This window comes from Haloarcula sp. Atlit-7R, assembly GCF_003666065.1.
GTDB lineage: Archaea > Halobacteriota > Halobacteria > Halobacteriales > Haloarculaceae > Haloarcula > Haloarcula taiwanensis.
The window spans coordinates 214,012-239,659 of the sequence record NZ_QXIK01000002.1; the positions used below are offsets into that span (position 1 = coordinate 214,012).

Here is a 25,648-nt window from a genome sequence, read left to right on the forward strand (position 1 = left end):
TCGGAACGCGATCGCCCGCGCCTTCACTGATTGGTGATGCTGATCGTCGTCTCGCTGTACAAGCCATGCTCGCCGGCGTTGGCAACGCTCAGTCCGGCGCTAATGGTGTACTCTCCGGCTGGCGCGGGTTCCCACTCGTCGTCGCTCACCCGGAACATCCGGTCCCACTGTCGCCTGAACTGCTTTCGCTCGCCGCGGTCAAACCGGAGGCTGCCGGCCTCGCTGGGCACGCTATCGACGTGGGACGCCTCGGGCACTCCATCGACGTACCACGTCCACGGCCGCGGCGAGTCCGTCGGGAGCGTTATCGGCACCGGAAGCCCGTTCCGAATCGTCACGACGAACGGCACCTTCGTTCCCGCCGGATACGACGCCTGTGGGACCTCGATATCGACCGACACTGCACGATAGCGGAGCCACGTCGGGAGCAGCAGGTCGCTCCAGACCCGGCCGTTGATACTGCGTGCGGCCTGTGGCCGCCCTCCGCGCTCGGTGGGCGCCTGTGGCTCCTCGTCGTCGCGGTGGAGCGCCCCCGAGTCGTAGATGCGACGCATCGTCTGCACATGGGTCGGCGTGCGCAAAAGTGTTCGTCGGTCAGCGGGGCTGTTCGGCCGTGTCTGGCCACGTCCATCTGCGAAGCAGGAGACGAGCAGACAGTTCGCAGGACGGTCACCACGCCACGTATGTGACAGATAGCCAAACACACTAAGTGGCCTGCCCTCTCAGGTGTCAGCAAGCCTCTTGTTCTGGTGCTATCACCAAGTGACACGGTTCGGCTGTTGTACGTCGACGACGAGCCGGATTTCGCGGCAACGGCTGCTGCGCTTCTTGAGCGTGAGAACGACCGGTTCCGCGTCGAGACGGCGCCGAACGCGGAAGACGCGCTGGAGCGGCTTGCGGAGTCACCGGTTGATTGTATCGTGTCGGACTACGACATGCCTGGACGCGACGGTATCGAGTTCCTCGAAGCCGTCCGCAAGGAGTACCCCGACCTCCCGCTCATCCTGTTTACTGGAAAGGGAAGCGAGGAAGTCGCGAGCGACGCTATCTCGGCCGGTGTCACCGATTACATGCAGAAGGAAGGGGGCACAGACCAGTACACATTGCTGGCTAATCGGGTCCAGAACGTGGTGGCGGCGAAACAGTCGGCAACCGAGGCCAAGCGCCGGCGACACCGACTCGAACAGATACTCAAGACCGTCCCGTCGTGTGTCGTGCAACTCGACCGCGACGGCCAGTTCGTGTTCGCCAATCAGCGCGCCGTCGACGTTCTCGGACTGTCGCAGTCGGCGGTGAAAGACCGGGCCTACAACGACCCGAAGTGGGATATCCGGGACCTCGACGGGAACCCGATACCGGACGCGGAGCTCCCGTTTCGACAGGTGCTTGAAACCGGCCAGCCCCTGGCCGACGCTCGGCACACGATTCACTGGCCAGACGGCACGGAGAAGGTGCTCTCCGTGAACGGTGCGCCGCTGTTCGACGGCGACGGGGCTGTCGAAAGCGTGGTCTGTACGCTGACCGATATCACCGACAAACGCGACCGGAAGCGGGACCTACAGGAAACCGAACGCCGACTCCAGCTGGCTCTAGAGGCCAGCGAAACGGGAGTCTGGGAATGGAACTACGAGACAGACAAGGTTGTGTTGAGCGACACGCTCGAACGGCTCTTGGGCTTCGAGCCCGGTGGGTTCGACGGGACGCTGTCGGCCGTGTTCGACCTGATTCACCCCGAGGACTCCCATGAAGTCCGCGAGCAGATAGAGCGAGCAGTCGAAACGGACAGCATCTACGACGGAGAGTTCCGGGTAATCGACGTGGACGGGAACGTCCGATGGGGGTCCGTTCGGGGACAGCCCCTATCAGACGACGACAGGACACTGATGGTCGGCGTCCACCACGACATCACCGAGCAGAGAGAACGTGAGCGTGACCTGCGGAGAGCAGAGCGACGGCTCGAAGCGATTCTGGAAAACACCACGACCCCGATGTTCATGAAAGACGACGACGGGCAGTACATCTTCGTCAACCACGGCTATCGGGAGATGACTGGGCTCACTGACGCGGAAATCGTCGGCCGCACCGACTTCGAGTTGTTCCCGGAAGAAACAGCCGAAACGGCGTGGACAAACGACCGTGCCGTCCTACACACTGGCGAACCGCTGGAGGTTGAGGAGCGTATCGTTATCGACGGCGAGGCACAGCAGTATCTCTCGACAAAGGTCCCGATATACGACACGGGGGAGCGGTCCGACCCCGATACCCCGGTCGCCGTGTTCGGCATCGCAAGCGATATTACCGACATTCGCGAGCAAGAACGGGAGCTACAGCGTGAGCGCGACCGGCTCGCCGAGTTTGCCAGCGTCGTCAGCCACGACCTTCGCAGTCCTCTGAGCGCCGCACAGGGACGATTGAAGCTCACCCGAACAACCGGTGATGAGAGCCATCTGGCGGGGATCGAGACTGCGCTCGACCGGATGGAGCGCATTATCGATGACGTGTTGCTTCTGGCTCGCCAGGGGCGAGACATCAAGGAGCCCGAGCCGGTTTCGCTCCGTGACGCGGTTGCGGATGCCTGGGAGATGGTCTCTCAGGACGCCGGGGACGGGACCCTCGGCTTCGCCGACACTGTCGGGCGGGGCGTGACGATTACCGCCGACCGGCCGCGCCTGCTGCAACTGCTCGAAAACCTGCTCCGGAACAGTGTGGAACACGGTTCCACGAGCTGTTCGACGGGAGTCGATGACAGTGCGGAACACGGGTCGGTCGAGCCACGGTCACAGGACCAGACGGATGTGGACCACGGCGCTACCAGCAGCCAGACGAAGCCAGAGGACACAGCTAACGGCAAGTGCGTGACAATAACTATCGGAACCGCCGAAGACGGTTTCTACGTCGCAGACGATGGCCCCGGCGTCCCAGGAGCCAAGCGTGGGACACTGTTCGAGGCGGGATACTCGACCGACGACGACGGCACCGGGTTCGGACTGGCGATTGTCGACCGCATCGCTGAGGCCCACGGCTGGTCGGTCGACGTGTCGGAAAGCGCCGACGGCGGGGCACGATTCGAGATTACCGGCGTCGAGTTCGAATAGCGGCCGGGTCACACCGCGTCACGCATCGGTGGCTCCGGGCTATCCGGTCCGTGTCGGTGCATCCGGATACGCGTCGTCGTACAGCAGGCAGGCGATACGGTGGTCGTCGCCGACATCGAACAGCGCTGGGTCGGTTCGCTCACAGGGCGATTCGAAGGCGTCGTTCAGCACCGTCCGCGCGGCTTCGAACGCCCCGTCGTGCAGGTGGTCTAGCGTCGTCGCGAGCACGTCCTCGGCCTCGCGGTCGCCGACCGTGTCCGGGAGGCCGAACTCGGCTCGGACCCGCGTGTCGAGGGCCGACCGTGAGAGCTGACTGCGGTCCTCGTCCTCGACGCCCTCCTGCACTGCGGTCACCGCTTCCAGCGAGTCGGCTTTGCGGAGCCGCTGTTTCAGGTCCATCAGTGACCGCCACTCGGACTGTGCCATGTCTGTCCCCTCGGGCTGGATAACCTTCGGACAGCGGGTGTGGAACCGACAGCCCGACGGGGGGTTCAGCGGCGATGGAACGTCGCCAGAGAGGAAAATACGGTCGCCCTCCCAGCCGGGATCTGGCTCCGGAATAGCGGACAGCAGCGCCTCGGCGTAGGGGTGATACGGCGGCTGAAACACGTCTTCGGTCGGGCCTACCTCGGCGAACTCTCCGAGATAGAGGACACCAACTCGGTCGGCAATGTGTTCGACGACGCTGAGGTCGTGCGCGATGACGATATAGGAGTGGCCGAACTCCGACTGCAGGTCCGCGAGGAGGTTCAGAATCTGGGCCTGCACGCTCACGTCCAGTGCCGAGACGGGTTCGTCACAGACGATGACCTCGGGGTCGACGGCGAGCGCCCGGGCGATGCCGATACGCTGGCGCTGGCCGCCGGAAAACTCGTGGGGGTAGCGGTGAGCGTGCCGCTGATTGAGTCCCACGGTTTCCAGCAGATCGCTGACGCGCTCGGTCCGGGCCTCGCCCTCGGCGATGTCGTGGATGTCCAGTGGCTCACCGACGATGTCGCCGACCGTCAGCCGCGGATTGAGGCTGGCAAAGGGGTCCTGAAAGATGTACTGGATGTCCTTTCGGAGCGCCCGGAGGCGGTCGTCAGAAGCTGCCGTCAGGTCCTCACCCTTGTACCGGACCGTCCCGGCCGTGGGTTCGATGAGCCGCAGCAGGCTCTGGGCGAGTGTCGTCTTGCCACAGCCGGACTCCCCGACGATACCGAGTGTCTCCCCGGGGTACAGTTCGAGGTCGACGCCGTTCAGCGCCTTCACTTCCTGATTCCGGCCCAGCAGGGTATCGATGAGGCTCCCCCCGGATTCGTAGTACTTTGTGAGGTTCTCGACCTCCAGAACGGGGTTGTCCGCCGTCCTAGCCATCTTGCCGGCCTCCAGTCTCGTCGTCCACGTCGTCGCTCTGGTCCAGCAGGTCGGAATCGGCGCGAAGCGGATCGGAGTCGGCCCGGCGCTTCTCGGCGTCCGACGCGTGGAGACGGGCGTTCGACTGTGGCTCGGTGGGCGGCGCGTCCCGGCCTTTCACTTCGACCTCGTAATCCAGTTCGCCGTCGAGGTCGCCGGTGTAGGCCAGACAGGCTGCTGCCCGGTCGGACAGACCGACACCGTCCCCGGTGTCGGGGTCGACGAGCGGCGGCTGTTTGCGCGTACACACCTCTTCGGCGAAGGGACACCGCGGGTGGAAGCTACAGCCGGAGGGCACCTCTACGAGGTCCGGCATCGTCCCCGGAATCGTCTGGAGGCGGTCCTGCCGGTCGCCGATGCGGGGGATGGCGCTCATCAGCCCGACGGTGTAGGGGTGTTTCGGGTCGTAGTACAGCTCTTCGACGGTCGCCGTCTCGACGGCGCGGCCGGCGTACATTACCATCACCCGGTCGCACAGCTCCGCGATGACCCCGAGGTCGTGGGTGATGAGCTGGATGGCCGTGTCGTACTCCTCGGCGAGCCGTTCCAGCCGGTCCAGAATCTTCGCCTCGATGGTCACGTCGAGCGCCGTCGTCGGCTCGTCGGCGATGAGCAGGTCGGGGTCACAGGACAGCGCCATGGCGATGACGACCCGCTGTTGCATCCCGCCGGAGAACTCGTGGGGGTAGTCGTCGTAGCGGGCCGCCGGTTCGGGGATACCCACGTCATCGAGCAGCCGAATCGCCCGGTCGCGGGCGGCCGTGTCATCGTAGTCGAGGTGGTGGCGGATCGCCTCAGCGATCTGCTCGCCGACGGTGTAGACGGGATTGAGTGCGGTCTGTGCGTCCTGAAATATCATCGCGATGTCGTTGCCCCGCACGTCTCGAACGTCGGATTCGGACAGTTCCATGAGGTCTTCACCGTCGAAACGGACGGTCCCGCTCTCGATGCGGCCAGGCTCTTCGATGAGTCGCATTACCGATAGCGCGGTGACGCTCTTGCCCGCGCCGCTCTCGCCGACGACCCCGAACTTCTCGCCGCGCTCAATGCGAAAGGAAAGGTCGTCGACGGCGGTGACGACGCCCTCCTCGGTGTAGAACTTGACCGTGAGGTCCTCGACTTCCAGCAGCGCCATCAGACCTCGCCCCCGCGGGCCACGTCTTCGCTCTCCTGTGCGTCCAGCGCGTCGTTGATGCCGTCGCCGATGAGGTTCATCGACATGACAAACAGGAAGATTGCGCCGCCGGGGAAGACGGTGACCCACCAGGGAATCGACCCGCCCGGTCCCTGGACGATGGTCTCGCGGGTCTGGTCCAGCATCGTGCCCCACTCGGCGGAGCTGGGTGGGAGACCCAGCCCGAGGAACCCAAGGGCCGCCACGCCGATAACGACAGTCCCGATGGAGAGGGAAGCCTGGACGACAAGCGGCGCGATGGCGTTGGGGACGACGTGTCTGAAGATGACACGGCGGTCCCGCGCTCCCAGCGCTTTTGCCGCCAGCACGTACTCGTTTTCTTTGACTTTCAGAATCTCGCCGCGTATCAGTCGGGCGTAGCCCGCCCAGCCGATAGCAGTGAAGGCGAGCACCAGCTCCCAGTACCCCTTGCCGAGCACGGCGACGATGATGAGCGCGAGCAGAAGGCCGGGGAACGCGAAGATGAGGTCGAGTATCCGCATCATCACCTCGTCGACCCGGCCGCCGTAGTAGCCGGCGACCGCGCCGTACACCAGCCCGATTACGGCGGTGACGAGGACGACGATGAAGCCGATAGAGAGGCTGAACCGGCCGCCGTACAGCACGCGGGAGAACACGTCCCGCGCGGAGCCGTCGGTCCCGAACGGGTGGGCCAGCGACGGGGCTTCGTAGGCGCTCACGTCGAGGCCCTGTGCGTACAGGATGGCGCTCGGGTCGTACGGCGCGAGCGAGAACGGCTGGACGGTGACGCCCGCGACCGTAATTGGACGGGCGAACACCGCGAGCAGCGCCATCGCCGTGACGATGTACAGCCCGAGCATGGCGCTGCGGTTCCGGCGGAACTCGCGCCAGGCGCGCGCCCACCGGCTCTCTGTCCCCGTGTCTCTCGTCTCTGTCCAGTCGGATAGCGGTTCGCGGGACTCGACGCGGTCGGCGTCGAACCCCGTTATCCGGATGCGTCCTCGGTCCGTACTCATAGGTCAATCATAGCGGATTCGTGGGTCAAGCACAGCGTACATGATGTCTGCAAGCAGGTTCGCGAGGATGATCGTCACGCCGGTAAACAGCGTGATGGCCATGATGAGGTCGACCTCGCGGCCGATGATCGCGCCGACGAAGGCCCGTCCCAGCCCGGGCCAGGCGAACACCTGCTCGACGACGACGGCACCGGCGAAGATGCTCGCGGTCAGGAACGCAGCGATGGTCGTCACCGAGATGAGCGAGTTCCGCAGGACGTGTTTCAACACGACCGTTCGCTCGGGCAGTCCCTTCGCCCGCGCCGCCGTGACGTACTCTTTGTTCAGTTCCTCTGCCATCGACGACCGCATCACGCGCATCAGCGTCGCCGACGACGCCGTCCCGATGGTGACTCCCGGGAGGACGAGATACCACAGCATCTCGGGGGAGAGCAGCGGCTTGTCCGGGGCCAGCACCGGCCACAGGTCCAGCCAGAGCGCGAACACGAGGATGAGCATCAGGCCGAGCCAGAAGTTCGGCAGGGAGATGCCCGACAGGGCGAACACCCGCGAGAGGTCGTCGCCCAGCGTGTCCTTGTTCACCGCGGCGTAGATGCCGGTCGGGATGGCGATGAGCAGGGCGATGGCCCAGCCGAACAGACCGAGCGCGATGGTCTCGGGGAGCCGGGCAAGAATGTAGGGCAGGACCGGCTGGTCGACGCTGATGACCGTCCCGAGGTCGCCCTGCAGGACGTTGCCCATCCACGTGAGGTACTGCTGCCAGACCGGACCGTCGAGGCCGTACCTGGCGCGTATCGCGGCCTCCTCGGCCGCCGAAATCTGCGGATTCAGGGCGACCATCTGGTCGATAGGGTCCCCCGGCGTCAGGTGGACCAGCGCGAAGGTAAGCACCGAGACGCCGAACAGTATCGGCACCGTCGCCGCCACGCGAACCGCGACGAATCGTCTGAGGCTCATCGTACTGAGTCACTCCCGATCCAGATATGCGACCTGCTGGTCCGTCGGGTCGTGCAGCCCGTAGGGCAGGATGCCACTGGAGAACGTGTACGTGTTGTGTCCGACGTAGTCGGTCGACAGCGCGGAGACGTTCGTCCCGAAGACGGTGTAGCTGTTCGGGGCCTGCTCGATGAGGCCCCGCCACACCTGGTCGTACTGCTCGCCGCGGAACTGCGGGTCCTCGACGGCCTCGACCGAGAACCGCGCCTCCGTCGCAATCTCGTCGAGGTCCGGCGTGTCGACCCGCTGGAAGTTACAGCACTGCCCGAAGTTGTCGATGGAGTTGACGGCGTCGTAGAAGCTCCCGGGGTTGAACGTGCCCGAGAGGCCGATGAGGACGATGTTGCCCTGCTGGTAGTACTCCGGCCCGAGGATGCGCTGGACGAAGGTCGTGAACTCGAAGGTCTCGACGCTGATGTCGAAAAACTCCGTGTTGCTCATCACCTGGGCGATGAGTTCGGCCTCGCGCACGCGGTCGTCGGAGGTGTTGGTCTCGATGGTCGCCTCGATGGGCGTCTCGACGCCGAGGTCGTCGACGGCCTCCTGCAGGAGTTCGGTCGCGGCCTCGGTGTCCTGTTCGGTCTGTGGGCGCAGTTCCTCGACCAGCGCGTCGTAGTCGGCGGTCCCTTCGTCGGCGGCCAGCTCCGGCAGCGGCGTGTACGCCGGGTTCCGGTAGCCGTTGTAGATGTTCTCAGCAATCTGGGCGCGCGGAATCAGCTGATTGACGCCCCGGCGGACCCGCTCGTCGTCCCACGGCGAGACGGTGACGGGGTACTGGAGGAAGTTGTACGCCCCGGCGTTGGTCACGCTGAGCCGGTAGTCCTCCGCGCTCCGGTACTCGCTGTACGTGTCGCTCGTGAGCCCGTAGGTGAGGTCTATCTCGTTGTTGTTGAGCGCGGCCGCACGTGTCGCGTCGTCTTGCACGATAGCGACCGTGACCGCGTCGACGACCGGGCTCGTCGGGAACCCCTCTGGCCCGTCCCACCACTCCAGCGCGTCGAGGCCAAGGTCGTCCAGCCAGTAGTCGTCGAACGTGCTGAACTCGGCGCGCTGTTCGGCCTCGTAGGACTCGAACTCGAAGGGGCCGGTCCCGATCGGCGTCAGGTCGTTTCGCGGGTCCGCGCCAGTGTCGGGATACTCTTCGATGTGCTCCATCGGGTACACTGTCGTCGGGAGCTGGCTGTCGGCCTCGGCGTCGGGCTCCTGTCCGTAGATGTCGACGGTGTAGTCGTCGACGGCCTCCGCGTAGAGAAAGGAGTCGAAGGTCTGAGCCGAAATCGAGGAGTTCTCAAGCACCTCATACGACCGGGCGACGTGCTCTGCGGTCATCTCCTCGCCGTTGTGGAAGGTGACCCCCTCGTGGAGTTCGGCCCGGTACTTGATCCCGTAGGTGCCGTCTGCAACGGCATCGGGCGCTTCATTGACCGTCAGGACCTCGCCGGCCTCGGGGTTCCTGATGATGATCTGGTCGTCGGCAACGAGGTTCCCCTCGTCGTCCGTCTCCGCCGACACCATGTACGGCTCGTAGGCCCCGTCCTCGACTTCTTTGACGTCTATCCGTTCCCACGTCTTCGCGAGCCACGGGTACACAGTCCCCGCGGCGTCCTGCGTGATGAGACTCTCGTAGATGAGTCCGTGGACGTTGCCGGCCGGCGCGCTGGTGCTGTATGACGGGTCGAAAGAATCGATACCCGCGCCGAGGCCGAACCTGAGTGTCCCGCCGTCCTGAATCTCGTCGACGGCGACCTCCGCCCGCTCCCGGACCGGGTCGAGGCTCTGTCCACCCTCGCTTTCGCCGTCTCCACCTCCGTCAGTGCCGGCGCTACAACCGGCGAGTGCCATTACTGTTGCCGCGCCCGCCGTCTTGAGGACGCGCCGTCGCGTCACTGTACTCGTGCCTGCAGCTGCGTCATGAGACATTCCCGTTGACCTCGAAAGTTATGCGTTATGTTGCCCTCCCACACACTTATAGCATAACGGCGCTCGGAGTCGGGCAGCATCGGTACGCGACAGGCCGGGAGCATACTACACGGCGCCGATACAGACCCCGCTGGTGAGCTTCACCTCTCGGCTGAACTGCGCTGGTGTATACCTCCGGCCAGAGATACGCCATCCTCTGACGACGCGCTGTCGAGACCGAGTTTAGGGGAGATAGCACGTAGGATTGGTCGTTCAACGGTGTCCTGATGCCGGTCGCTCCCGGTACGAACGACACTGCGCCCCGGTCAAAGCTGGGGCCGACACCTACAGTTGCGATTCGAGTTCGAGCGGCTGCTCAGAATGGCGGGCTGTAATCCTCGTACTCGTCCATCTCCTCCATGTCGTCGGTCTTCGAGGGCATGACCGCAGCGCGCGGCCCGCCGGACCGCACGACTTCGACGGCTTCGAGTCCGTCGACGCTCTCCGGGAGTCGGCGTTCGATTGCCTTCATCGTCATCGGAGCGATGCCACACCCCGAACACGCACCGCCGATGGCGACGGTGGCCGTGCCTTCGCTCTCGTCGATGTCGCGGACCTCGAAGTTGCCGCCGTGTTGCTGGATTTGCGGGACGTTGTTGCTCAAGTAGTTACGCGCCTGTCGTTCGAGTCCTTCAGCGCTCATGACGATTGTATATACGCACTAACCTATCATAAAAATGTCGTTTTTGGCGTACCTAAAATACCGTTCCTTAGAGCTTCAGGAGCAATAATTTTGGCCACCCAAACAATTAGTATACTAATTCTATTAATTTTCGCACGGCCTAAAACAAGCTTGCTGTGGAGTCCTCGTTCAGGCGGTATCCTCATCCGGCGCCGTCGAACCAGCCTCTGAACCGTCCTGTTTCGTCTCGGCGTTGCAGGGCAGTGTGGCGGCCAGTCGCTCCGCGACCATCGGGCTGACTAGACCGGCCAGCTCCATCGCTTCCGTCTCGTGATCGTCGAGATCGAGAACCCCCCGAAAGAACCACGAGACGGTCACATACGTCTCGTGTAACTCCGCTGCCTCCTCATGCCCTGACTCTGTCAGCGTCACCCCCTCGTACGGCTCATATGTGACGAGATTCTCCTCTGCGAGTCGCTGGCACATCTCCGTCACCGCCGCCGGAGACCGATCAAGCATCTCCCCCAACTCTCCCGGGGCGACTGGCGGTTCGTCCCGGTGCTGGGCGATGTAAATCGCCAGCAGATACTCCGGTGCTGTGTTCATCGCTCCGACGGATCCGTCCGATTCCCGCTTACTGCCGTCGACTCCCCTGTCGACTGCTCACCGACTCCGAAGACCACCACGTATGCCCACGCCCACAGTCGGGCATGTGACCGCTGCGGGCGTTTACCCATTCCCATCATCTCGATATTTCCGTCCCCACCCATCAGGCAGACGCCCCCAGTACTGTCGGTAGAGCACTGACCGAGCGGCCGCTCGTCGGTGGACGCTCAGCATGATGCCCACACCGTACGTCGGGACCACGCGAACGGTGTCGATAGCGCCCTCGACGATACGAAACGGTCCGCCATCGATCCCTGCGTGGGTCTCCCCCCATTTGTGCTCCGAACTCAGTACCGTCGTCTGCCATATGTTTTAGGCTTGCCTAATAATATAAAACGTCTGCGGTTTTTAGGACTGCCTAATTCAATCAGCGAAGTCGAGCCTACCGTCCGAGACTCTCACCCATCGCGTGGCACTCCACTCACCATCGAGGCGTTATCTCTGCCGTAATCGCTTCCCGAATCGCCTCGATCAGTTGGTTTGCCGAATTTGATATCGCATTATATGCTTTATCGAGAAAACCACTGGTCACCTCCGGGTCGTCGATGAACAGGCAAATACGGGTAGTAGCGGCTAAAACACCGCTACTCAGTAAAATCGGTAATAGAATCGAACGCGTCGACCGCCAGCCGTTCAGCGACTGCGTCTCTGTCCACGTCACTGATTTCCTGCGGGTATTTTCGTTCGAAGTAGCTCACGATGTTCTCAACATCGCGAGTTAGCAGTTCCCGGGCGTTTTCGTGGTCGGTCGGGACAGCCTGTGGCCAATCGAAAACGACCACGCCTTCATTCGTGACGAAGACGTTGTACTCGCTCATGTCCGCGTGGACGTACCCTTCGCGGTAGGCCGTCTGCATCTCTTCGAGGACGAGATCCAGAATCGGCAGTACCTGTTCCGTTTCGAGTTTCGTTCGGGAGAGTTCGACGCCGTCTATTTTTTCCATGACAATCGCATGGCGGTTCGTGTCGATTGGCTGGGGAACCGCCACGTTCGGATACAGCGTTTCGAGGGCATCGTACTCCCGTTCGGCGGCCTTCCGGGCGGTGTAGAGCCAAGAAACGTGGTCGCGGTCGGCGGTATACTCCCGCTCTTTCATCACTTCACGGAAATTGGTATACCCCTCGCGGTGGTATTTCAGTGCCACCGGCTTGTACGATTGAGCCTCGTACACGTCGCTTTCCTTGCCGACACCCAGTGGAGACCCGACTCCTTCGATTGTGTCGCGCTCGGCGAATGTATGCAGCGCAAGCGTGTCGTACCCTTCGAAAGTGAGTTTGAACCCTTCGTACTGGATGGTCTTGCGCTCGACCAGTCCCCGGTCCGCACACCGGTCGAGCCGGTAGTCGACGTCTTCCGACGTCAGCCGTGAGAACTCGGTCAACTTCTCGCGGGCGACGTACTCCGAGAACCGCATCCCCTGCTCGATGCCGGAAAGCAGATGGAAGTCCTCGGGTTCCAGCTCCGCCATCACTGAAGCCACGTTCTGGACCATTAGCGTTCTCTACTCGATGGACTGGTAAAAGGCCGACGCGTTCGCCGGATAGAGGTGATAAATCTGTAGCCGCTATACAAAATACACATCTGGTTTCAGGCTGGTTGCTGTATCGGCGGACGACGAGCGCTCTGACCGGGGCGGCTGGGCGCAAACTTAGACGGACTGCAGTGTTCGGACAGTCTGCCCGAGACAGCTACGCTCGTATCTTCATCTGTCCGACTCGACCCGCTACTGTCGGCGTTTCGTGACCGAAACCGCAGTTCAGTCGCTTGCTCATCGAATAAGACCTCATTAACCTACATAATCACACGTTTTCAGCTTGGCATCATACATCTGCTATCGCTACTGTACTATCGTTTCAGTATCTCAAAACGCGGCTGATGTGGCTCGGAAACGGGCCTTTGCTGGTCGCAAGCGCTATTCACACATAATCAGCTATAGAAGCGAAACGTTAGGCATCAACTCGAAAATACGTTCCTAATCGCCGTGACAGTATATGTAAGGCGAACGGCGACTGCGTTCGCTGACTGTGTGGCCGTTAAGCTACTCTCTACTTTTGCTCATCTAAACGCAAGCGTGCCGTGTGAGCAGACAACATAAAGACCAGCTCAGGGACCTGCTTCGCTCACTCGCGTTTAATTCTCACGACCGTCGGCTCGCGTTTCCGGTGCTGTTTGCCGTCGGTTCGGAACTGTATTTCGTACTGACAATCACACTCGGTTCTGCCCGTCCCCCGATGGCTCCCGACGCTGGCATCTTCCAGCATCTCGGCTGGTATCTGACGCGGGGCGGTCGGCTGTACGTCGACGCCTGGGAGCCGAAGCTCCCGCTGTCCTACGAGACGACCGGCGTTCTGGCGATGCTTGCCGGCGGCGACATGTACCGGCTCCACCTCCTCAGCGTGGCGCTGATGAGCGCGGCGGTGTGTGGAATCGTCGGGCTCGTCGTGATACTCGTCTACGACATCACCGGCGATGACGTCGCTGCGCCGCTGGCCGGCCTCTCGATGTTCCTGCTGCCGGGGTTCGCCGTCCGGCCCGCGTACGGTTTCAAGGCGAAGTACCTCCTCGTCCTCTGTGGACTCCTGGCGATATACCTGTACACGCGCGAATACCCGGCACTGAGCGGTGTGGCCGCGGCGGCCAGCGTTGGGTACTGGCAGGCCGGGGTCATCTTCCCGCTCGTCGTGGTCGGGCTGGCAATCCAGCAACGAGACGTGCGGGCGCTTGAACGTGTTGTCGCCGGCGGCCTCGGGTTCACTGTGGTCATGCTTGCACCGGTATTTCTCGTCTGGCACTCGGTCTCGGAGATGGTCGTCCAGGTGTTGCTCGTGCCGCTACAGACCGAGGAGCAGGTGCCAGTACTCGCCCGACTCGTCGCCGGTGTCGTCCATTTCAAGTGGGCGTCGCCGTTCGTGGTGCTGGGCGGTTTCGGACTCGGACACACCGCTCGGTGCTGGTTCAGGGGCGACGACGGCGCGGTCGGGCGCACCGACTGGTGGATTCCGGTCGGCGCGGCGTGGTTCGCGCTCCTGATATTCTTCGTCGATTTCGAGACCGGCGGCTACACCGACCTCATTCCGGGGCTGGCGTTCGTCGCAATCGGCGTCGGGATAGCCGCGACGACGCTCCGTGACCGCCGACGGAAGCAGTATCTCGCCGCGGCGCTCGGGCTGGTTCTCGTCGTCAACGTCGCTGTCCTCGGTAGCGTCGGTCTCGTCTTCACACCCGTCGAAACGCCGGGACCGGTGCCAATGTCAGACCTCGAAACCACCAGTCTCCCGGAGACCTACGGGGAAAGCGAGTCGGTACCCGACGTCCGGTACATCTATTGGCAGCAGCTTGAACCGTCGGCGTGTCACTACCGGCTCTCGGTGATGGAGTTGCGGTGGCTCGACAGAGTCGACTCGTCGATAGACAGCCGCTGTCTCGGCTTGAGGACCGCCAGAGCCAGGCTCGCAAGCGGCTAGGACTCCGTGGAGTCGTAGTCAGAGAGCGAGGTCTGTGTCGTTTCGACAGAACCTGTGATGATGTAGGGGACGATAATCCGGAAGAACTGAGCGGCAAGCACCAGCAGGATCGGACCCAAAAAGATGCCGTAGAAGCCAAACGCGATGGGGCCGAGGATGTACGCGAACATCAGCAGACCGACGTGAGTCAGATCACCGCTGACGTATGGCCGAATCAGGAAATCCGGGATGGTGTCGACGACGACCAGCGTGACCACAAGAAAGAGGACAACCCAGGCCAGGGCTGCCGTCTGTCCTGTGACGACCGCGGAGACCGCAAGCAGTCCAGCCACGGGCAGATAGACGATTTTCATTCCGACTACTGGAATGAGGCTGCCGATGCCGGTGAGCGCGCCGACGAGTGGTGCAAACGGAACCTGCACTGAGCCTGGCGCGACCAGATTGTACAGCGAGAACACGAAGATCCCGATAACGCCCGTCACCAGTGCGTTCAAGATGTTCCCGAAGAGAATCGAAGACAGTTCCTCGTCGACCGCCGCCGCGTAGTTGCGAAGGACACCTGACCCGTCGAAAGTGTCAAGGAACCAGCCGACAAGCCGCGGTCCGTCAGTAAGCAGGTAGTACGTCCCGGCAAACATGATGAACACGCGCAGCAGTAGCGCCGTAAGCATACTCACAGAGCCGATGAGCGTATCAGAGACACGTCCCAGCCACGACTGGACTGTCGCGTTTCGCAACAGGTCAATCACTTCGTCCGGCCCCATCGCCAGCACATCTGAGAATCCGAGGTCGGCGAGCGGCCCCGGAAGCGACCCACCCTGAAGATCCTGAAACTGCGAAAGGTACGCCGCGCCAAGGCCACCTTCGCCGAAGAACGACTGTAACTCGGGGACAATGAGGACGATCGTATAGCCGACCAGAAGCACGAACGGTAACAGAAAGAAGAAAATCGTGGCCGCCGCATGGAGCTGTTTCTGGTACGGGACAGCCCGACCCAGGAACGATTCGGGGAGCGGGAGCCACCCGAGCCGTCGATAAATCGGTCGGCTGGCGTAGTACAGAAAAACGGTAAACACGAGCGTCGGGAGGAACTGGGCCAGGACGAGTCCGACCACGAGAAAAAGTGCTACGCCCGCGATAGCAAGCAGAACGCGCCGTCTGAGGTCGGTACTATATTCCATATGTTTTCAGTACAACATCTTGATAAAAAATAAAACCACCGGTCGGCCCGGTGGCTGTACGTGAGCGGGGTAACGCAGGTGACTACAGCCCTTCGAACTGGGTGATCGCCTCTCGCCAGTCTTCGGGGATCGAGCGCGAGGATTCCGTGTCGCGGTCGTATGTAACGACGGTTGTTTCTCCGGTCGCAGCCACACCATCTTCGGTCCGGACCTCGTACTCGAAGGGGAAGCTCTTCTCGCCAAGACGTGGAACCCGGACGGCAACGGCGACTGAGTCACTGATTTGGACGGGCTGGATGTAGTCGACTTCGAGGTTCGCGATGACCATGCCAGTGCCCGACTCGCTGCCCGAGAGCAGCGCTTCGCCACAGTCGACCACGTCGTGCAGGTAGTCGATGCGAGCCTCCTCGAAGTAGGTCGCATACGTCGCGTTGTTGACGTGGCCATACGTGTCGATGTCTGTGTATCGGACCTCGACGTCCGTCGTGTACTCGAAGCTCACAGCACTGTTACGACCCACCGGCATTTCAGTGTCCCCTCTTGACGCAGGGTACGGACGAGGTCCGGTCCGTCGCCCCGGCCTGCACCAGTTCAGTACTCGTGGAACACGCGCCCGCAGTCGGTGCACTTGATCTTCGCTGAGCGGAACCATGGACTGACCTTGATGACTGGCCCGTGACAGTCAGGACAGACTCCCATAGAGTTCCCGTCTGCAACCCGCGTTGAGAGGTCCAGGAGCAAGTCTTCGAGTTCTTCTATCTGCTCTTGCTGCTCATCGATAACCTCCCGCAATTCCGCTGTAGACTGTGTCGCAGCCGCTGCATCTGCATCAAGGACCGCCTCTGTCTCGGTTTCGGCTTGCGAAGTAGCTGACTCCTCTGACTCTGCCTCGCTTTCTGTAGCCTCGGCCTCATCCGACATATGGTAATATAGGCCGGACATATGTTTTAAGTTACTGCCAATTCAGCGGGATATCGGCGGATTTCCGCTCGCTCATAACCCAGTACTGTTGTCAGGCGCGCTCGCGTGCGCGCGATTAAAAACGTATCTAATCACGACGTATTTTCCGTCAGCTATCGCTCACTCTGAGATGACTAGTCACTATGTAAACTATTGCTATGGTGTGTCAGCCCTTCCCCGCAGACGCCGAATATACATTACTATCCCTGCTTACCCTGAACACAGTACTCAACTGTCCCAGCAAAAGTGATAATTATCGTTCATACACGTATCAATTTGGGGGTGCTGTTTTTTATGTCCAGCCTTTATTGTTGATGTGATGTTGCCACTCCAGGTGTCAAGTCTCGGTGTAGAGGGCGAAGGAATCTGGCTCGCACTCGGCACGGTCGGGATGTTACTGGGTATGGTGTACTTCATGGCCAAAGGATGGGACGTTCAGGACCCCGAGCAGGAGGAGTTCTACGTCATCACCATCCTTATCGCAGGTATCGCCGCGTCGTCGTACCTGTCGATGTTCTTCGGGTTCGGCCTGACGGAGGTCGAACTCGTCAACGGACGGGTCATCGACGTATACTGGGCGCGATACGCTGACTGGCTGTTCACGACGCCGCTGTTGTTGCTTGATATCGGCCTCCTGGCCGGCGCAAGCAACCGCGACATGGCGTCGCTCATCACCATCGACGCCTTCATGATCGTTACCGGCCTCGCCGCGACGCTGATGAAGGTGCCTGTGGCCCGGTACGCCTTCTGGACTATCAGCACCATCGCGATGCTGTTCGTCCTGTACTACCTCGTCGTCGTTGTCGGCGAGGCCGCGAGCGATGCCAGCGAAGAAGCACAGTCGACGTTCAACGTCCTTCGAAACATCATCCTCGTCGCGTGGGCCATCTACCCCGTCGCGTGGCTTGTTGGGACCGAGGGACTCGGACTCGTCGGCCTGTTCGGCGAAACCCTGCTGTTCATGATTCTGGACCTGACCGCGAAGATCGGGTTCGGATTCATCCTGCTGCGCAGTCGCGCAATCGTCGGTGGCGACTCCGCCCCGACGCCGTCCGCTGAAGCCGCTGACTAGCGGACATCCAGCGCTCATCGACTTTTTTATACGCCGCACCAACGATATGTACGTTTGATACGCACATGAGTGAGGAGCCAACGACGCCGAAGGAACTAAGTGTTCGATCACTAACGGGACTCATTCTCTCGGCCGGACTCGCAGTCGTGGGATTGTTCATCCTCCCAGTGTTCCGGTCGTTTGGACTGGCGTTCCGGCCGGCGTTCTGGCTGGTGCTCGCAATAGAGGCAGTTGCACTTGCTGGCGTCGTTATCTCCGTTCTGACGCTTCACCGACAGCGGACGCTTGATTAGCTCCGGTGGCCGGTTTCGCCTGCCTGATCCGCCTCGGACGATTCGACGGATTGCAGGGCTTTTTCGAGGTGTGACTCCCGAAGGCTGACCGGCTTGCGCGACCGGTCGCTGTCGCCCTGGGCCCTGAGGTGTTCTTCGATGGCAAGCAGTCCCGCCTCTCTGACGACTGCAGCGATGTCGCTGCCGCTGTATCCGGCCGTGCGTGCGGCGAACGCTTCGAGGTCTACCTGCCCGGTTATCCTGTCACCGATATGTGTGTCGAATATCTCGGCTCGGTCGGCCGCGTCGGGAAGCGAGACCTCGACGATACGGTCGAAACGCCCCGTCCGGAGCAGCGCGTCGTCCAACCGGTCGCGTCTGTTCGTCGTCGCGATAACCGTCACTCCCTCCCGACTTTCGATCCCGTCCAGTTCTGTGAGCAACTGTGACACCGTTCGGGCGCTCGCGCCGGAGTCGTTGTCGTCGCTTCGTGTCGTACCCAGCGCGTCGATCTCATCGAAAAACACGATCGAGGGGGCGTTCGACCGCGCCTGGTCGAACACTCGCCTGACTGCCCGCTCGCTCTCGCCGACGTACTTGTTCATCAGTTCCGGCCCGTTGACCGGGATAAAGTTCGCGTCGCTTGTCGACGCGACTGCTCGCGCGAGCATCGTTTTCCCTGTCCCCGGCGGCCCATACAGCAACACCCCGGCTGGGGGGTCGATGTCCAGCGAGTCAAACAGGTCTGGTTTCGTCAGCGGCCAGTTGACGGCCCGGATGAGCTCGCGCTTTGGCCCGTCGAGACCGCCGATGTCGCTGAAAGATGTCGACGGAATCTCCGGTACTGTGCCACGGATACCACTCGGTTCGACTGCGTCGCGGGCCGCTTCGAGGTCCGCTGCTGAGACGACCACCGGATCGCCGCCAGCGCCGTCTCGAGCAACTGCCGCTTCCACCGCGTGTAGCCAGAGCGCGACGATGTCCGCCGCAACGTAGCCAAACGCCTGTTCACCGGTCGCTTTGAGATCCGCCTCTGCGCTCACCATCGCTCCAGTGGCGACTGTCTTCAGAATCTCGGCCCGGTCCCGGCGACTCGGCTCCGGCACGGTAACCGTCCGAGACAACCGTGTCGCCTGCACGATATCAACGGGGACGTCGTCCTCGCTGGTCGCTTCGCCGACAGCGGCGACGCCGTCGAGCGTCGAGATATCGTCGAGCCACTGGCGCAACAGCAGCCGCGTTTTATCACCGCCGTCAGCCGACACCGTATCGAGCCCATCGATGTGGACGATCCCGCGTTCACTCCCCTGTGCAGCCCGTGTGACATCGTCGAGATACGCTCTTGCTCCGTCTTGGTCCAGTGAGAGCAGGCGCCCAGCATCAACAGAGTGTATCGTCGCGTTCACGAGCCAAGCCACGTGTTGCAGAAGGTGTGTCTTCCCGACCCCGTGGGCACCGACGAGCAATACGCCGGCGCGGTTTCGAACGCTTCCGGGAACGTCGTCGGACGCCAGCAACGCCGTTGAAACGGCAGTTTCTAGCGTTGCAACTGTGTCGGCATACCCGCCGACAGCCGTCTCGGCAAGCGGGTCGAGGCCACTGTTTGACCGCCTCGGAGCTGGCCCATCAGTAATCTCGATCACGGTGTCATCCACGAGGGTGACAGGCCCTGCCGGCTGTGTCGATACCACACGCACTGGTACCGTTAGCGACCCGTCGAACAACGAGACGGTGATGGTGTCGCCGTCCAGCAGAGGGCGATCACCGACCGCGTCCCTGACAAGCCCTTCACCGCCCCGGATTGACAGTTGCGGGACCGGCGCGACGCTGATATGTGTCGCGACCGCCGGGTCAGCCGCCTCCACGGTGACCCGATCACCGTCGCGAAGCCCGAGCGTCTCGGCGGTCTGTGGACCGGCACGGGCCGTCTCCGCCGGAACTGAATCCGCTTGCCGTACGGTCGCGGCCTGCACCTGCCCGCGCTGCTTTCGGATGAGTACTGCGCCGTTGTCACCCAGCCCGAGGCGTGTCCCGACCGTTGTCGGCACTGCGATGCCCTCGTTCGCTTCGTCGACGCTGATCGTGAGTTCGAGGTTCTGGACCATTAGCCCGATGCCAGCACGTCTGGCACTGCACTGCCGTACAGCACGTACCGAACGACCCCGAACACCAGTAGCGCAAGCGGGGTGGCTAAAATCGTCACATACACGGGAAGTGTAAGAGCGAAACCGACGATGTTCGACACTGCAATGACGACGACTGCGGCGGCCATCGGCAGCCGGTCTTGTCTATTGAACCCCATCAGTAGATACCCCTGTCTGTGTCCGACATATGTTTCAGTTGGTTCATGTATAGTGGCCGCGCCCGTTTAGCATTGATGCCGTCACAGTTGGTTAGCCAACCGACTGACCGACCGCCCGAGCAGACCCACCATGACTCCGATAGCAGTCAGCAACGCGAACTGAATGAGGTCGCCGCTCGCGGCGGCGAGAACACCAAACCCGACAAGTACGACAGCGACGAACCCGTGAGCACCGAGTATTATCGCTTGGATATTCACGCGGGACACCCCGGCGACTGACCTGTTCTGTCAGAGGCAGACAGCGCTTTCGGTTCAACAATATCGTCAGTGGTTGGGAACGGTCGCCGGTGTGTGTGCCGGCGACCACCATCCAGCACCAGATGTCTGTGGATGGGCTGTCGTAGGTACACGACAGCAATGTAGGATATGGATTGGATAAACATATGTTTTATTCCAACTGATTTACTCGCGCTAGTCAGCCCGCAGGAGCTCCTCGTGCGTCTCTTCGAGCTTCTTTATTTTCGGCGGGATGGTCAGCTGGCAGTAACTCTGGTCCGGATTCTTCTCGAAGTAGTCCTGGTGATACTCCTCGGCCGGATAGAACGTCTCCAGCGGTTCGACTTCGGTGACGATGTCGCTATCGTAGCCCGGCTGGACTTCCTCGATAAAAGCTTCCACGGTCTCGCGCTGGGACTCGTCGTGGTAGAACACGGCCGAACGATACTGCGTGCCAACGTCGTTACCTTCTCGGTCTTTTGTCGTCGGGGTATGGGTCGTGAAGTGGACCGCGAGCAGGTCCTCGTAGCTCACCTCGTCCGGCTCGTACGTAATCTGGACGCACTCGGCGTGGCCCGTCTCCCCGCGACAGACCGCCTCGTAGCTGGGGTCGGCGACGTGGCCGCCGGCGTAGCCCGACACAACGTCGACCACCCCGTCGATCTGTTTGAACACCGATTCCGTACACCAGAAGCAACCGCCCGCGAATGTCGCTTGGTCAGTCATCACCCGACATACGTGCCCGGTATACAAAACTCACTGGCTGTGGTCCTCGCAGCTGGATGCCTACCTACCGGTCGACCTCGCCCATGATGGTGTCGAGACTGCCGATTGTCGCGACGAGGTCTGGCACGTATTCACCGCGAGCCATCTCGGACAGTGCCTGCACGTGTGAAAAGGAGGGGCCGCGAATCTTGAACCGCGCCGGCGTCTCCGTCCCATCAGAACGGATGTAGATGCCAAGTTCGCCTTTCGCGGCCTCGACGGCGCGGTAGATTTCGGTGTCAGCGTCGGGCCGAAGTGTGCGGGGCACGTTCGCCTGTATCTCGCGGTCGTCCTCGGGCCAGTCCTCCAGCAGGTCGACGCACTGGCCGATAATCTTCGCGGACTCCTCCACTTCGCGCAGGCGCACGAGCAGGCGCGAGAAGTTGTCGCCGCCCTGTTCGGTGACGACCGACCAGTCAAGTTCGTCGTAGTAGCCGTAGGAGTCGTCCCGTCGGAGGTCGTAGTCGACGCCGGAGGCTCGGGCAACCGGCCCGGTACAGCCGTAGGCCTTCGCGGCCTCAGCCGAGAGGTGACCCGTATCGACCGTCCGAAGCTGGAGAATCTCGTTGCTGGTGAGCATATCGTGGTACTCCGTGAGCTTGTGCGGCAGGTCGTCGAGGAACGCGCGTATCTTCTCGAAAAACGCTTCCCGAGGTTCGGGCAGGTCCCAGGCGACGCCGCCCAGCCGCAGGTAGTTGAACATCAGCCGCTGGCCGGTCAGGTCTTCGAGAATGTCCTGAACGAGTTCCCGGTCCCGGACACCCCACTGGAAGGTAGCGGTGAACTCCCCGACCACGTCAAGCGCGTAGGTCGCGACTGCAAGCATGTGCGAGAGGATGCGCGACAGTTCGCCGCCCATCGTCCGGATGACCTGGGCGTACGCTGGCACCTCGATGTCGGCGAGGTCCTCGGCCGCCCGGGCGTAAGCCCACTCGTTCAACAGGCCAGCTCCGCCCCAGTCCCAGCGGTCCGGATAGGGCATGATCTGATGGCGGTAGGTGCCCTGCTGACACATCTGTTCCTCACAGCGGTGGATGTAGCCGATGTCGGGGTCGACGGCCGCGACCTGCTCGCCGTCGAGTTGGGCGTTCAGGTGGAGGACGCCGTGCGTCGAGGGGTGGTGTGGCCCCATGTTGAGATGCATCGTCTCCGGCCCTTCGCGGCGGTCTTCGAGCAAGCGCTCGTGTTTGCGGAAGGAGACGATCTGTGGCTGAGACTGATTGTAGTCCCGGCTCAGCGGGTGGCCCTGCCAGGTTTCGGGCAGGAGAATGCGCCGGAGGTCTGGGTGGTCCTCGTACTCGATGCCGACGAGGTCGTAGGCCTCCCGCTCGTGCCACGCCGCCGTCGAATACACAGGTGCGGCGGACTCGCTGCTCGGCGACTCCCTAGGTGTCGGCACAACGACCGAAAGTTCCTGTGTCGGGTCGTCGTAGCGCCGCAGGTGATAGATCGTCTCGAACCGGTCGGCGTACTCCTGGGCCGTAACACAGGCGCAGTGGTCCAGACCGGCCTCGGCTCGTAGCGTCGAGAGGACGGTCTGCACCTCGTCCGCGCGGATGACAACGGCCGGGGCGTTCTCGTGGCGTTCGGTGGAGAGGACGTGGTCGGCAATCGGCTCGATAAGCGGGTGGACGTCGTCGGCTCGGTGGACTGTCTGGGCCATCTCCGTGGTCGCCCGTTCGCCGGCTGCCGCCCTCGGGCTGTCCCCTCATGCCCGAGGTTATTTTAAATACCTCCTAGAACGGTCAGGCATGAAGTACGTCACGCTTTCGCTGTGGATGGCCCCGGAGGTTCGGCACCCGATGCACCAGTTCGTCGTCGACCACGACGGCTACGAGGCGAGCTATCTCCTTCGGGGCAACGACATCGGGGCCGATCCCCAGACGCTGCTGTTTCACGTCGACGGCTTTCCGCCGGAGCCCTATCGGGCGGCGCTGGAACAGGCCGACACCGTCCGGGAGTACGCCATCTCTACGTGCCCCGACGAGACGTTCTACCTCTACGTACAGGACTCGCCGTCTGCGACCGATCACGACCTCGTCGACGCGCTCACCCGAGCCGGTCTGGTCATCGTTTCTCCGGTCGCATACCGGGCCGACGGCACAGTCGGACTCACACTGGTCGGTCCAGGGGGGACGGTCCAGCAGGCAGTCGAAACGGTTCCCGACGGCGTCTCCGTCGACGTTCGGGAGGTCGGGGAGTACGACAGCCGGCGACTCGATACCGGGGCCGCGCTCACCGACCGGCAGTTCGAGGCCGTCGCCGCCGCCGTCGACTGCGGGTACTACGCCGAGCCCCGCGAGGGCGGTGTCGACGACGTCGCCGACGAACTGGGCTGTGCTCCCGGAACCGCTGCCGAACACCTCCGTAAGGCCGAGGCCTATGTGATGGCTGACGTACTCGAACAGCGGCCAGCATCAGCGGAGTAGTCTGCTCTATCCGGGAACCGCCGGAGTGGCTGACTACTGTGTGCCTTCCCGAAAAACTATAAACTCCGGATAAGTGTCATCTAGTGCTGGGTTGCGAATATACCACAGGGCCAGCGGTGGTCCAACTCAGGACGATACTGACCATGGACACAGTAACTATCGACGACGTACCGGTCGAACGGAACCCGATGCAGGTGCATGACATCCGCAAGCCGGTTTCCAGAAAACTCGGGACCGAGCATTTCGCGGCGAACTACTTCGAACTCGAACCCGGCGACTCCTTCTCGGGGAGCCTCCACCGCCACCACGACCAGGAGGAGGTGTTCTACATCGAGCGGGGACAGACCACTTTCGAGGTCGGCCTCGACCGCGAGGAAGTCGACGTGTCGGGCGGGGAACTGATTCGCTTCGAACCCGGCGAGTTCCAGCAGGGGTACAACTCCGGCGACGAGCGCGTCGTCGGCTGGGCCTTCGGCGCGCCCGGCGCGACCCACGACTGGGACGAGCTAGAATCGAGAGCGCACTGTCCAGAGTGCGACGAAGAGACGACCCAGAGCGTCGCCCTCGCCGAGGGTCGGTTCGAACTCACCTGTACCGAGTGCGGGAACGTTCAGGGCTAGGACCTACTTCTGTCGCTCTCGTGATTGGAAACAGGTGTTTGTACAGCCAGAAAGCCCCGGCCGGCTGTACTCGGGGGGCTCGCTGCGCTCCTTGTCACTCCCTCCGGTCGTTCCTGTGGTGCTTACATCGCCCGCCTTCGTCCAGCCGGCCGCTCCTTTCAGTCCCGCCCAGCATTCTTTGTCCAACCGGCTATGGGTGGGACTGAAAGGGGCCGCTCGCTCGACGTTCGAGGCGATGCAAGCACTGACGAGCAACGTTGAGGAGCGAGGAAGCGCGCAGCGAGTCGCAGGTGTCGAGCGAGCGGGGGCTTTCTGGCTCTTTGCATAACCAACGACCCCGTCGGTCATTCCACCCGCTGCTATAGTAACAATTGAAACGATTTACACACGGATCACACTGCCATCGTGCGATCAGGTGTGCATTGATTTTCAATGGCTACTATAGCCCGCAATTCATATCGCACCGCGTCACGAAGCCCGGGTATGTCACTGGCCGACCTGGAGTGGCGCGTCATCGGCGAGGAAACACGACCCGGGCCGATGACGATGGCGCTGGAAGCAGCCGCTGCTGAAACCGTCGCAGAGGGCGGTCCGGCAACGGTGCGAGTGTACACTTGGCCCGATACGCTGTCGCTTGGCTACGGACAGGACCCCGACACCATCGACTGGGAGTTCTGCGAGCGCCAGGCCGTTGGGGTAACGCGACGACCCACTGGCGGCGGTGCGATCTACCACGACAGCGTGGCGGATATCTCCTACGGGATTATCGCGCCGGCCGACGCCGTTCCGGGCGATCTGATGGCGTGCTACGAGCAGTTCTGCGAGCCGGTTTTGAATGCGTTCGAGCGCATGGGCGTCGACGCGTCGTTTGCTGACGACGAGCGGTCGGCGGTCCATCAGCCGGCCTGTTACCTGCGGCAACTCCATCCGGCCCACGATATCGTCGGCCCCGATGGCCGCAAACTCAGCGGGAACGCGCAGTACCGCCAGAAGGACGCTGTCATCCAGCACGGCTCCCTGTCTGTCTCGCTGCGTCCCGACCGCCACTCCGGCTGCTTCACCGCCGACATCGACTCGGAGCAGTTCACCGAACGCGTCGGGGCGATAGGCGAATACACCGATATCGACCGCGCCGAAGCCGTCGAGACGCTCCGCTCGACGCTGGCTGAGTGGGTCGACGCCGACGCTGGCGGGTGGACGGACGATGAACTCGCACGCGCACACGAGCACGCAGAGAGAAAGTACGCTACTGACGAGTGGATTCGACGGTCGCCCTGACCCGAGGTAGCGACGGTTTGCCTCCACGGGACAGCCACCGCGACCTACCGGCGGCCCTCTCGAATTCGCGGCCTCTAGTATTTGACAACACTCTAACGGCCATTCGGTTTCGACTCACAGCGG

General features: G+C 62.4%; 24 protein-coding genes. 8 read left to right on the top strand and 16 right to left on the bottom strand.

What is annotated here, in order from left to right; genetic code table 11:
* Positions 1–23: 23 nt before the first annotated feature.
* Positions 24–554, bottom strand: coding sequence for a hypothetical protein (locus D3D01_RS05125; protein ID WP_121511454.1), 531 nt, complete (start codon positions 552–554; stop codon positions 24–26).
* A gap of 195 nt (positions 555–749) precedes the next feature.
* Here D3D01_RS05125 and D3D01_RS05130 point away from each other — a divergent pair, with 195 nt between their 5' ends.
* Positions 750–3,095, top strand: coding sequence for a PAS domain S-box protein (locus D3D01_RS05130; protein ID WP_121511455.1), 2,346 nt, complete (start codon positions 750–752; stop codon positions 3,093–3,095).
* Between the two features lie 39 nt (positions 3,096–3,134).
* Here the strand turns inward: D3D01_RS05130 and D3D01_RS05135 are convergent, their stop codons facing one another.
* The 8 genes from D3D01_RS05135 to D3D01_RS05170 form a co-directional block, all read right to left on the bottom strand.
* Positions 3,135–4,451, bottom strand: a complete 1,317-nt coding sequence (locus D3D01_RS05135) for an ABC transporter ATP-binding protein (RefSeq protein WP_121511456.1) — start codon at positions 4,449–4,451, stop codon at positions 3,135–3,137.
* Positions 4,444–5,625, bottom strand: a complete 1,182-nt coding sequence (locus D3D01_RS05140) for an ABC transporter ATP-binding protein (protein WP_121511457.1) — start codon at positions 5,623–5,625, stop codon at positions 4,444–4,446. Before D3D01_RS05140 ends, D3D01_RS05135 begins: the two co-directional genes overlap by 8 nt.
* Positions 5,625–6,662 (bottom strand): ABC transporter permease, encoded by a 1,038-nt coding sequence (locus tag D3D01_RS05145; RefSeq protein WP_101350895.1) that lies wholly within the window; start codon positions 6,660–6,662, stop codon positions 5,625–5,627. The genes D3D01_RS05140 and D3D01_RS05145 overlap by 1 nt, the downstream gene beginning before the upstream one ends.
* A 3-nt stretch (positions 6,663–6,665) precedes the next feature.
* Entirely contained in the window at positions 6,666–7,619 is a 954-nt protein-coding gene (locus D3D01_RS05150) for an ABC transporter permease (RefSeq protein ID WP_121511458.1), read from the bottom strand.
* Between the two features lie 9 nt (positions 7,620–7,628).
* Positions 7,629–9,578 (bottom strand): ABC transporter substrate-binding protein, encoded by a 1,950-nt coding sequence (locus D3D01_RS05155; protein WP_121511459.1) that lies wholly within the window; start codon positions 9,576–9,578, stop codon positions 7,629–7,631.
* A gap of 355 nt (positions 9,579–9,933) precedes the next feature.
* A complete protein-coding gene (locus D3D01_RS05160; RefSeq protein WP_121511460.1) occupies positions 9,934–10,260 on the bottom strand; it encodes a NifU family protein in 327 nt (108 codons plus the stop codon).
* 168 nt (positions 10,261–10,428) lie between these two features.
* Positions 10,429–10,845: a metal-dependent transcriptional regulator gene (locus D3D01_RS05165; protein ID WP_101350891.1), complete on the bottom strand. Its 417-nt coding sequence runs from the start codon at positions 10,843–10,845 to the stop codon at positions 10,429–10,431.
* A gap of 644 nt (positions 10,846–11,489) precedes the next feature.
* Complete coding sequence (locus D3D01_RS05170; protein ID WP_121511461.1) at positions 11,490–12,398, bottom strand: serine/threonine-protein kinase RIO2; 909 nt, start codon at positions 12,396–12,398, stop codon at positions 11,490–11,492.
* 739 nt (positions 12,399–13,137) lie between these two features.
* Between D3D01_RS05170 and D3D01_RS05175 the strand changes: the two genes are divergently transcribed.
* A complete protein-coding gene (locus D3D01_RS05175; RefSeq protein ID WP_121511726.1) occupies positions 13,138–14,370 on the top strand; it encodes a DolP-mannose mannosyltransferase in 1,233 nt (410 codons plus the stop codon).
* Here D3D01_RS05175 and D3D01_RS05180 read toward each other — a convergent pair.
* From D3D01_RS05180 to D3D01_RS05190, 3 genes are all read right to left on the bottom strand, one after another.
* Positions 14,367–15,551, bottom strand: coding sequence for an AI-2E family transporter (locus D3D01_RS05180; RefSeq protein ID WP_121511462.1), 1,185 nt, complete (start codon positions 15,549–15,551; stop codon positions 14,367–14,369). The genes D3D01_RS05175 and D3D01_RS05180 overlap by 4 nt on opposite strands.
* 82 nt (positions 15,552–15,633) lie before the next feature.
* Positions 15,634–16,053 (bottom strand): thioesterase family protein, encoded by a 420-nt coding sequence (locus tag D3D01_RS05185; protein WP_121511463.1) that lies wholly within the window; start codon positions 16,051–16,053, stop codon positions 15,634–15,636.
* Positions 16,054–16,142: 89 nt separating this feature from the next.
* Positions 16,143–16,472 carry a hypothetical protein gene (locus D3D01_RS05190; RefSeq protein ID WP_004958307.1) on the bottom strand — a complete coding sequence of 110 codons (330 nt, stop codon included), beginning with the start codon at positions 16,470–16,472 and terminating at the stop codon, positions 16,143–16,145.
* A gap of 358 nt (positions 16,473–16,830) precedes the next feature.
* Here D3D01_RS05190 and D3D01_RS05195 point away from each other — a divergent pair, with 358 nt between their 5' ends.
* Together D3D01_RS05195 and D3D01_RS05200 are read left to right on the top strand one after the other, a co-directional pair.
* The gene (locus D3D01_RS05195) at positions 16,831–17,583 is read left to right on the top strand and encodes a bacteriorhodopsin (RefSeq protein ID WP_004514987.1); all 753 of its coding nucleotides are present in this window, start codon (positions 16,831–16,833) and stop codon (positions 17,581–17,583) included.
* A 65-nt stretch (positions 17,584–17,648) separates the two neighbouring features.
* Positions 17,649–17,876 carry a hypothetical protein gene (locus D3D01_RS05200; RefSeq protein WP_011223993.1) on the top strand — a complete coding sequence of 76 codons (228 nt, stop codon included), beginning with the start codon at positions 17,649–17,651 and terminating at the stop codon, positions 17,874–17,876.
* Here the strand turns inward: D3D01_RS05200 and D3D01_RS05205 are convergent.
* Both D3D01_RS05205 and D3D01_RS05210 read right to left on the bottom strand, forming a co-directional pair.
* The gene (locus tag D3D01_RS05205; RefSeq protein ID WP_121511464.1) at positions 17,873–19,960 is read right to left on the bottom strand and encodes an AAA family ATPase; all 2,088 of its coding nucleotides are present in this window, start codon (positions 19,958–19,960) and stop codon (positions 17,873–17,875) included. The two genes, D3D01_RS05200 and D3D01_RS05205, sit on opposite strands and share 4 nt — an antisense overlap.
* The gene (locus tag D3D01_RS05210) at positions 19,960–20,157 is read right to left on the bottom strand and encodes a hypothetical protein (protein WP_004958303.1); all 198 of its coding nucleotides are present in this window, start codon (positions 20,155–20,157) and stop codon (positions 19,960–19,962) included. Before D3D01_RS05210 ends, D3D01_RS05205 begins: the two co-directional genes overlap by 1 nt.
* Before the next feature lie 75 nt (positions 20,158–20,232).
* On the opposite strand from D3D01_RS05210, the gene D3D01_RS05215 reads away from it, so the two are divergent.
* Positions 20,233–20,436: a hypothetical protein gene (locus tag D3D01_RS05215; protein WP_011223991.1), complete on the top strand. Its 204-nt coding sequence runs from the start codon at positions 20,233–20,235 to the stop codon at positions 20,434–20,436.
* A gap of 192 nt (positions 20,437–20,628) precedes the next feature.
* Here D3D01_RS05215 and msrA read toward each other — a convergent pair whose 3' ends face one another.
* Together msrA and D3D01_RS05225 are read right to left on the bottom strand one after the other, a co-directional pair.
* Positions 20,629–21,159 carry a peptide-methionine (S)-S-oxide reductase MsrA gene (msrA, locus tag D3D01_RS05220; RefSeq protein WP_121511465.1) on the bottom strand — a complete coding sequence of 177 codons (531 nt, stop codon included), beginning with the start codon at positions 21,157–21,159 and terminating at the stop codon, positions 20,629–20,631.
* 64 nt (positions 21,160–21,223) lie between these two features.
* Entirely contained in the window at positions 21,224–22,861 is a 1,638-nt protein-coding gene (locus tag D3D01_RS05225; RefSeq protein WP_121511466.1) for an NADH-quinone oxidoreductase subunit D, read from the bottom strand.
* Between the two features lie 88 nt (positions 22,862–22,949).
* Between D3D01_RS05225 and D3D01_RS05230 the strand changes: the two genes are divergently transcribed.
* The 3 genes from D3D01_RS05230 (at position 22,950) to D3D01_RS05240 (ending at position 25,525) form a co-directional block, all read left to right on the top strand.
* The gene (locus tag D3D01_RS05230; protein WP_121511467.1) at positions 22,950–23,627 is read left to right on the top strand and encodes a helix-turn-helix domain-containing protein; all 678 of its coding nucleotides are present in this window, start codon (positions 22,950–22,952) and stop codon (positions 23,625–23,627) included.
* A 143-nt stretch (positions 23,628–23,770) separates the two neighbouring features.
* Entirely contained in the window at positions 23,771–24,247 is a 477-nt protein-coding gene (locus tag D3D01_RS05235; protein WP_101350884.1) for a cupin domain-containing protein, read from the top strand.
* Between the two features lie 483 nt (positions 24,248–24,730).
* Positions 24,731–25,525: a biotin/lipoate A/B protein ligase family protein gene (locus D3D01_RS05240; RefSeq protein WP_101350883.1), complete on the top strand. Its 795-nt coding sequence runs from the start codon at positions 24,731–24,733 to the stop codon at positions 25,523–25,525.
* The last annotated feature ends 123 nt before the right edge of the window (positions 25,526–25,648 follow it).

Excerpts from the sequence above, each read along its gene's own strand:
- D3D01_RS05155 (WP_121511459.1), bottom strand. The coding sequence starts at position 9,578 with ATGTCTCATGACGCAGCTGCAGGCACGAGTACAGTGACGCGACGGCGC.
- D3D01_RS05235 (WP_101350884.1), top strand. The coding sequence starts at position 23,771 with ATGGACACAGTAACTATCGACGACGTACCGGTCGAACGGAACCCGATG.
- D3D01_RS05165 (WP_101350891.1), bottom strand. The coding sequence starts at position 10,845 with ATGAACACAGCACCGGAGTATCTGCTGGCGATTTACATCGCCCAGCAC.
- D3D01_RS05190 (WP_004958307.1), bottom strand. The coding sequence starts at position 16,472 with ATGTCGGATGAGGCCGAGGCTACAGAAAGCGAGGCAGAGTCAGAGGAG.
- D3D01_RS05170 (WP_121511461.1), bottom strand. The coding sequence starts at position 12,398 with ATGGTCCAGAACGTGGCTTCAGTGATGGCGGAGCTGGAACCCGAGGAC.
- D3D01_RS05215 (WP_011223991.1), top strand. The coding sequence starts at position 20,233 with ATGCCGTCACAGTTGGTTAGCCAACCGACTGACCGACCGCCCGAGCAG.
- D3D01_RS05230 (WP_121511467.1), top strand. The coding sequence starts at position 22,950 with ATGAAGTACGTCACGCTTTCGCTGTGGATGGCCCCGGAGGTTCGGCAC.
- D3D01_RS05125 (WP_121511454.1), bottom strand. The coding sequence starts at position 554 with ATGCGTCGCATCTACGACTCGGGGGCGCTCCACCGCGACGACGAGGAG.
- D3D01_RS05200 (WP_011223993.1), top strand. The coding sequence starts at position 17,649 with ATGAGTGAGGAGCCAACGACGCCGAAGGAACTAAGTGTTCGATCACTA.
- D3D01_RS05145 (WP_101350895.1), bottom strand. The coding sequence starts at position 6,662 with ATGAGTACGGACCGAGGACGCATCCGGATAACGGGGTTCGACGCCGAC.
- D3D01_RS05160 (WP_121511460.1), bottom strand. The coding sequence starts at position 10,260 with ATGAGCGCTGAAGGACTCGAACGACAGGCGCGTAACTACTTGAGCAAC.
- D3D01_RS05195 (WP_004514987.1), top strand. The coding sequence starts at position 16,831 with ATGTTGCCACTCCAGGTGTCAAGTCTCGGTGTAGAGGGCGAAGGAATC.
- D3D01_RS05240 (WP_101350883.1), top strand. The coding sequence starts at position 24,731 with ATGTCACTGGCCGACCTGGAGTGGCGCGTCATCGGCGAGGAAACACGA.
- D3D01_RS05140 (WP_121511457.1), bottom strand. The coding sequence starts at position 5,625 with ATGGCGCTGCTGGAAGTCGAGGACCTCACGGTCAAGTTCTACACCGAG.
- D3D01_RS05225 (WP_121511466.1), bottom strand. The coding sequence starts at position 22,861 with ATGGCCCAGACAGTCCACCGAGCCGACGACGTCCACCCGCTTATCGAG.
- D3D01_RS05135 (WP_121511456.1), bottom strand. The coding sequence starts at position 4,451 with ATGGCTAGGACGGCGGACAACCCCGTTCTGGAGGTCGAGAACCTCACA.
- D3D01_RS05180 (WP_121511462.1), bottom strand. The coding sequence starts at position 15,551 with ATGGAATATAGTACCGACCTCAGACGGCGCGTTCTGCTTGCTATCGCG.
- D3D01_RS05205 (WP_121511464.1), bottom strand. The coding sequence starts at position 19,960 with ATGGTCCAGAACCTCGAACTCACGATCAGCGTCGACGAAGCGAACGAG.
- D3D01_RS05210 (WP_004958303.1), bottom strand. The coding sequence starts at position 20,157 with ATGGGGTTCAATAGACAAGACCGGCTGCCGATGGCCGCCGCAGTCGTC.
- msrA (WP_121511465.1), bottom strand. The coding sequence starts at position 21,159 with ATGACTGACCAAGCGACATTCGCGGGCGGTTGCTTCTGGTGTACGGAA.
- D3D01_RS05175 (WP_121511726.1), top strand. The coding sequence starts at position 13,138 with ATGGCTCCCGACGCTGGCATCTTCCAGCATCTCGGCTGGTATCTGACG.
- D3D01_RS05150 (WP_121511458.1), bottom strand. The coding sequence starts at position 7,619 with ATGAGCCTCAGACGATTCGTCGCGGTTCGCGTGGCGGCGACGGTGCCG.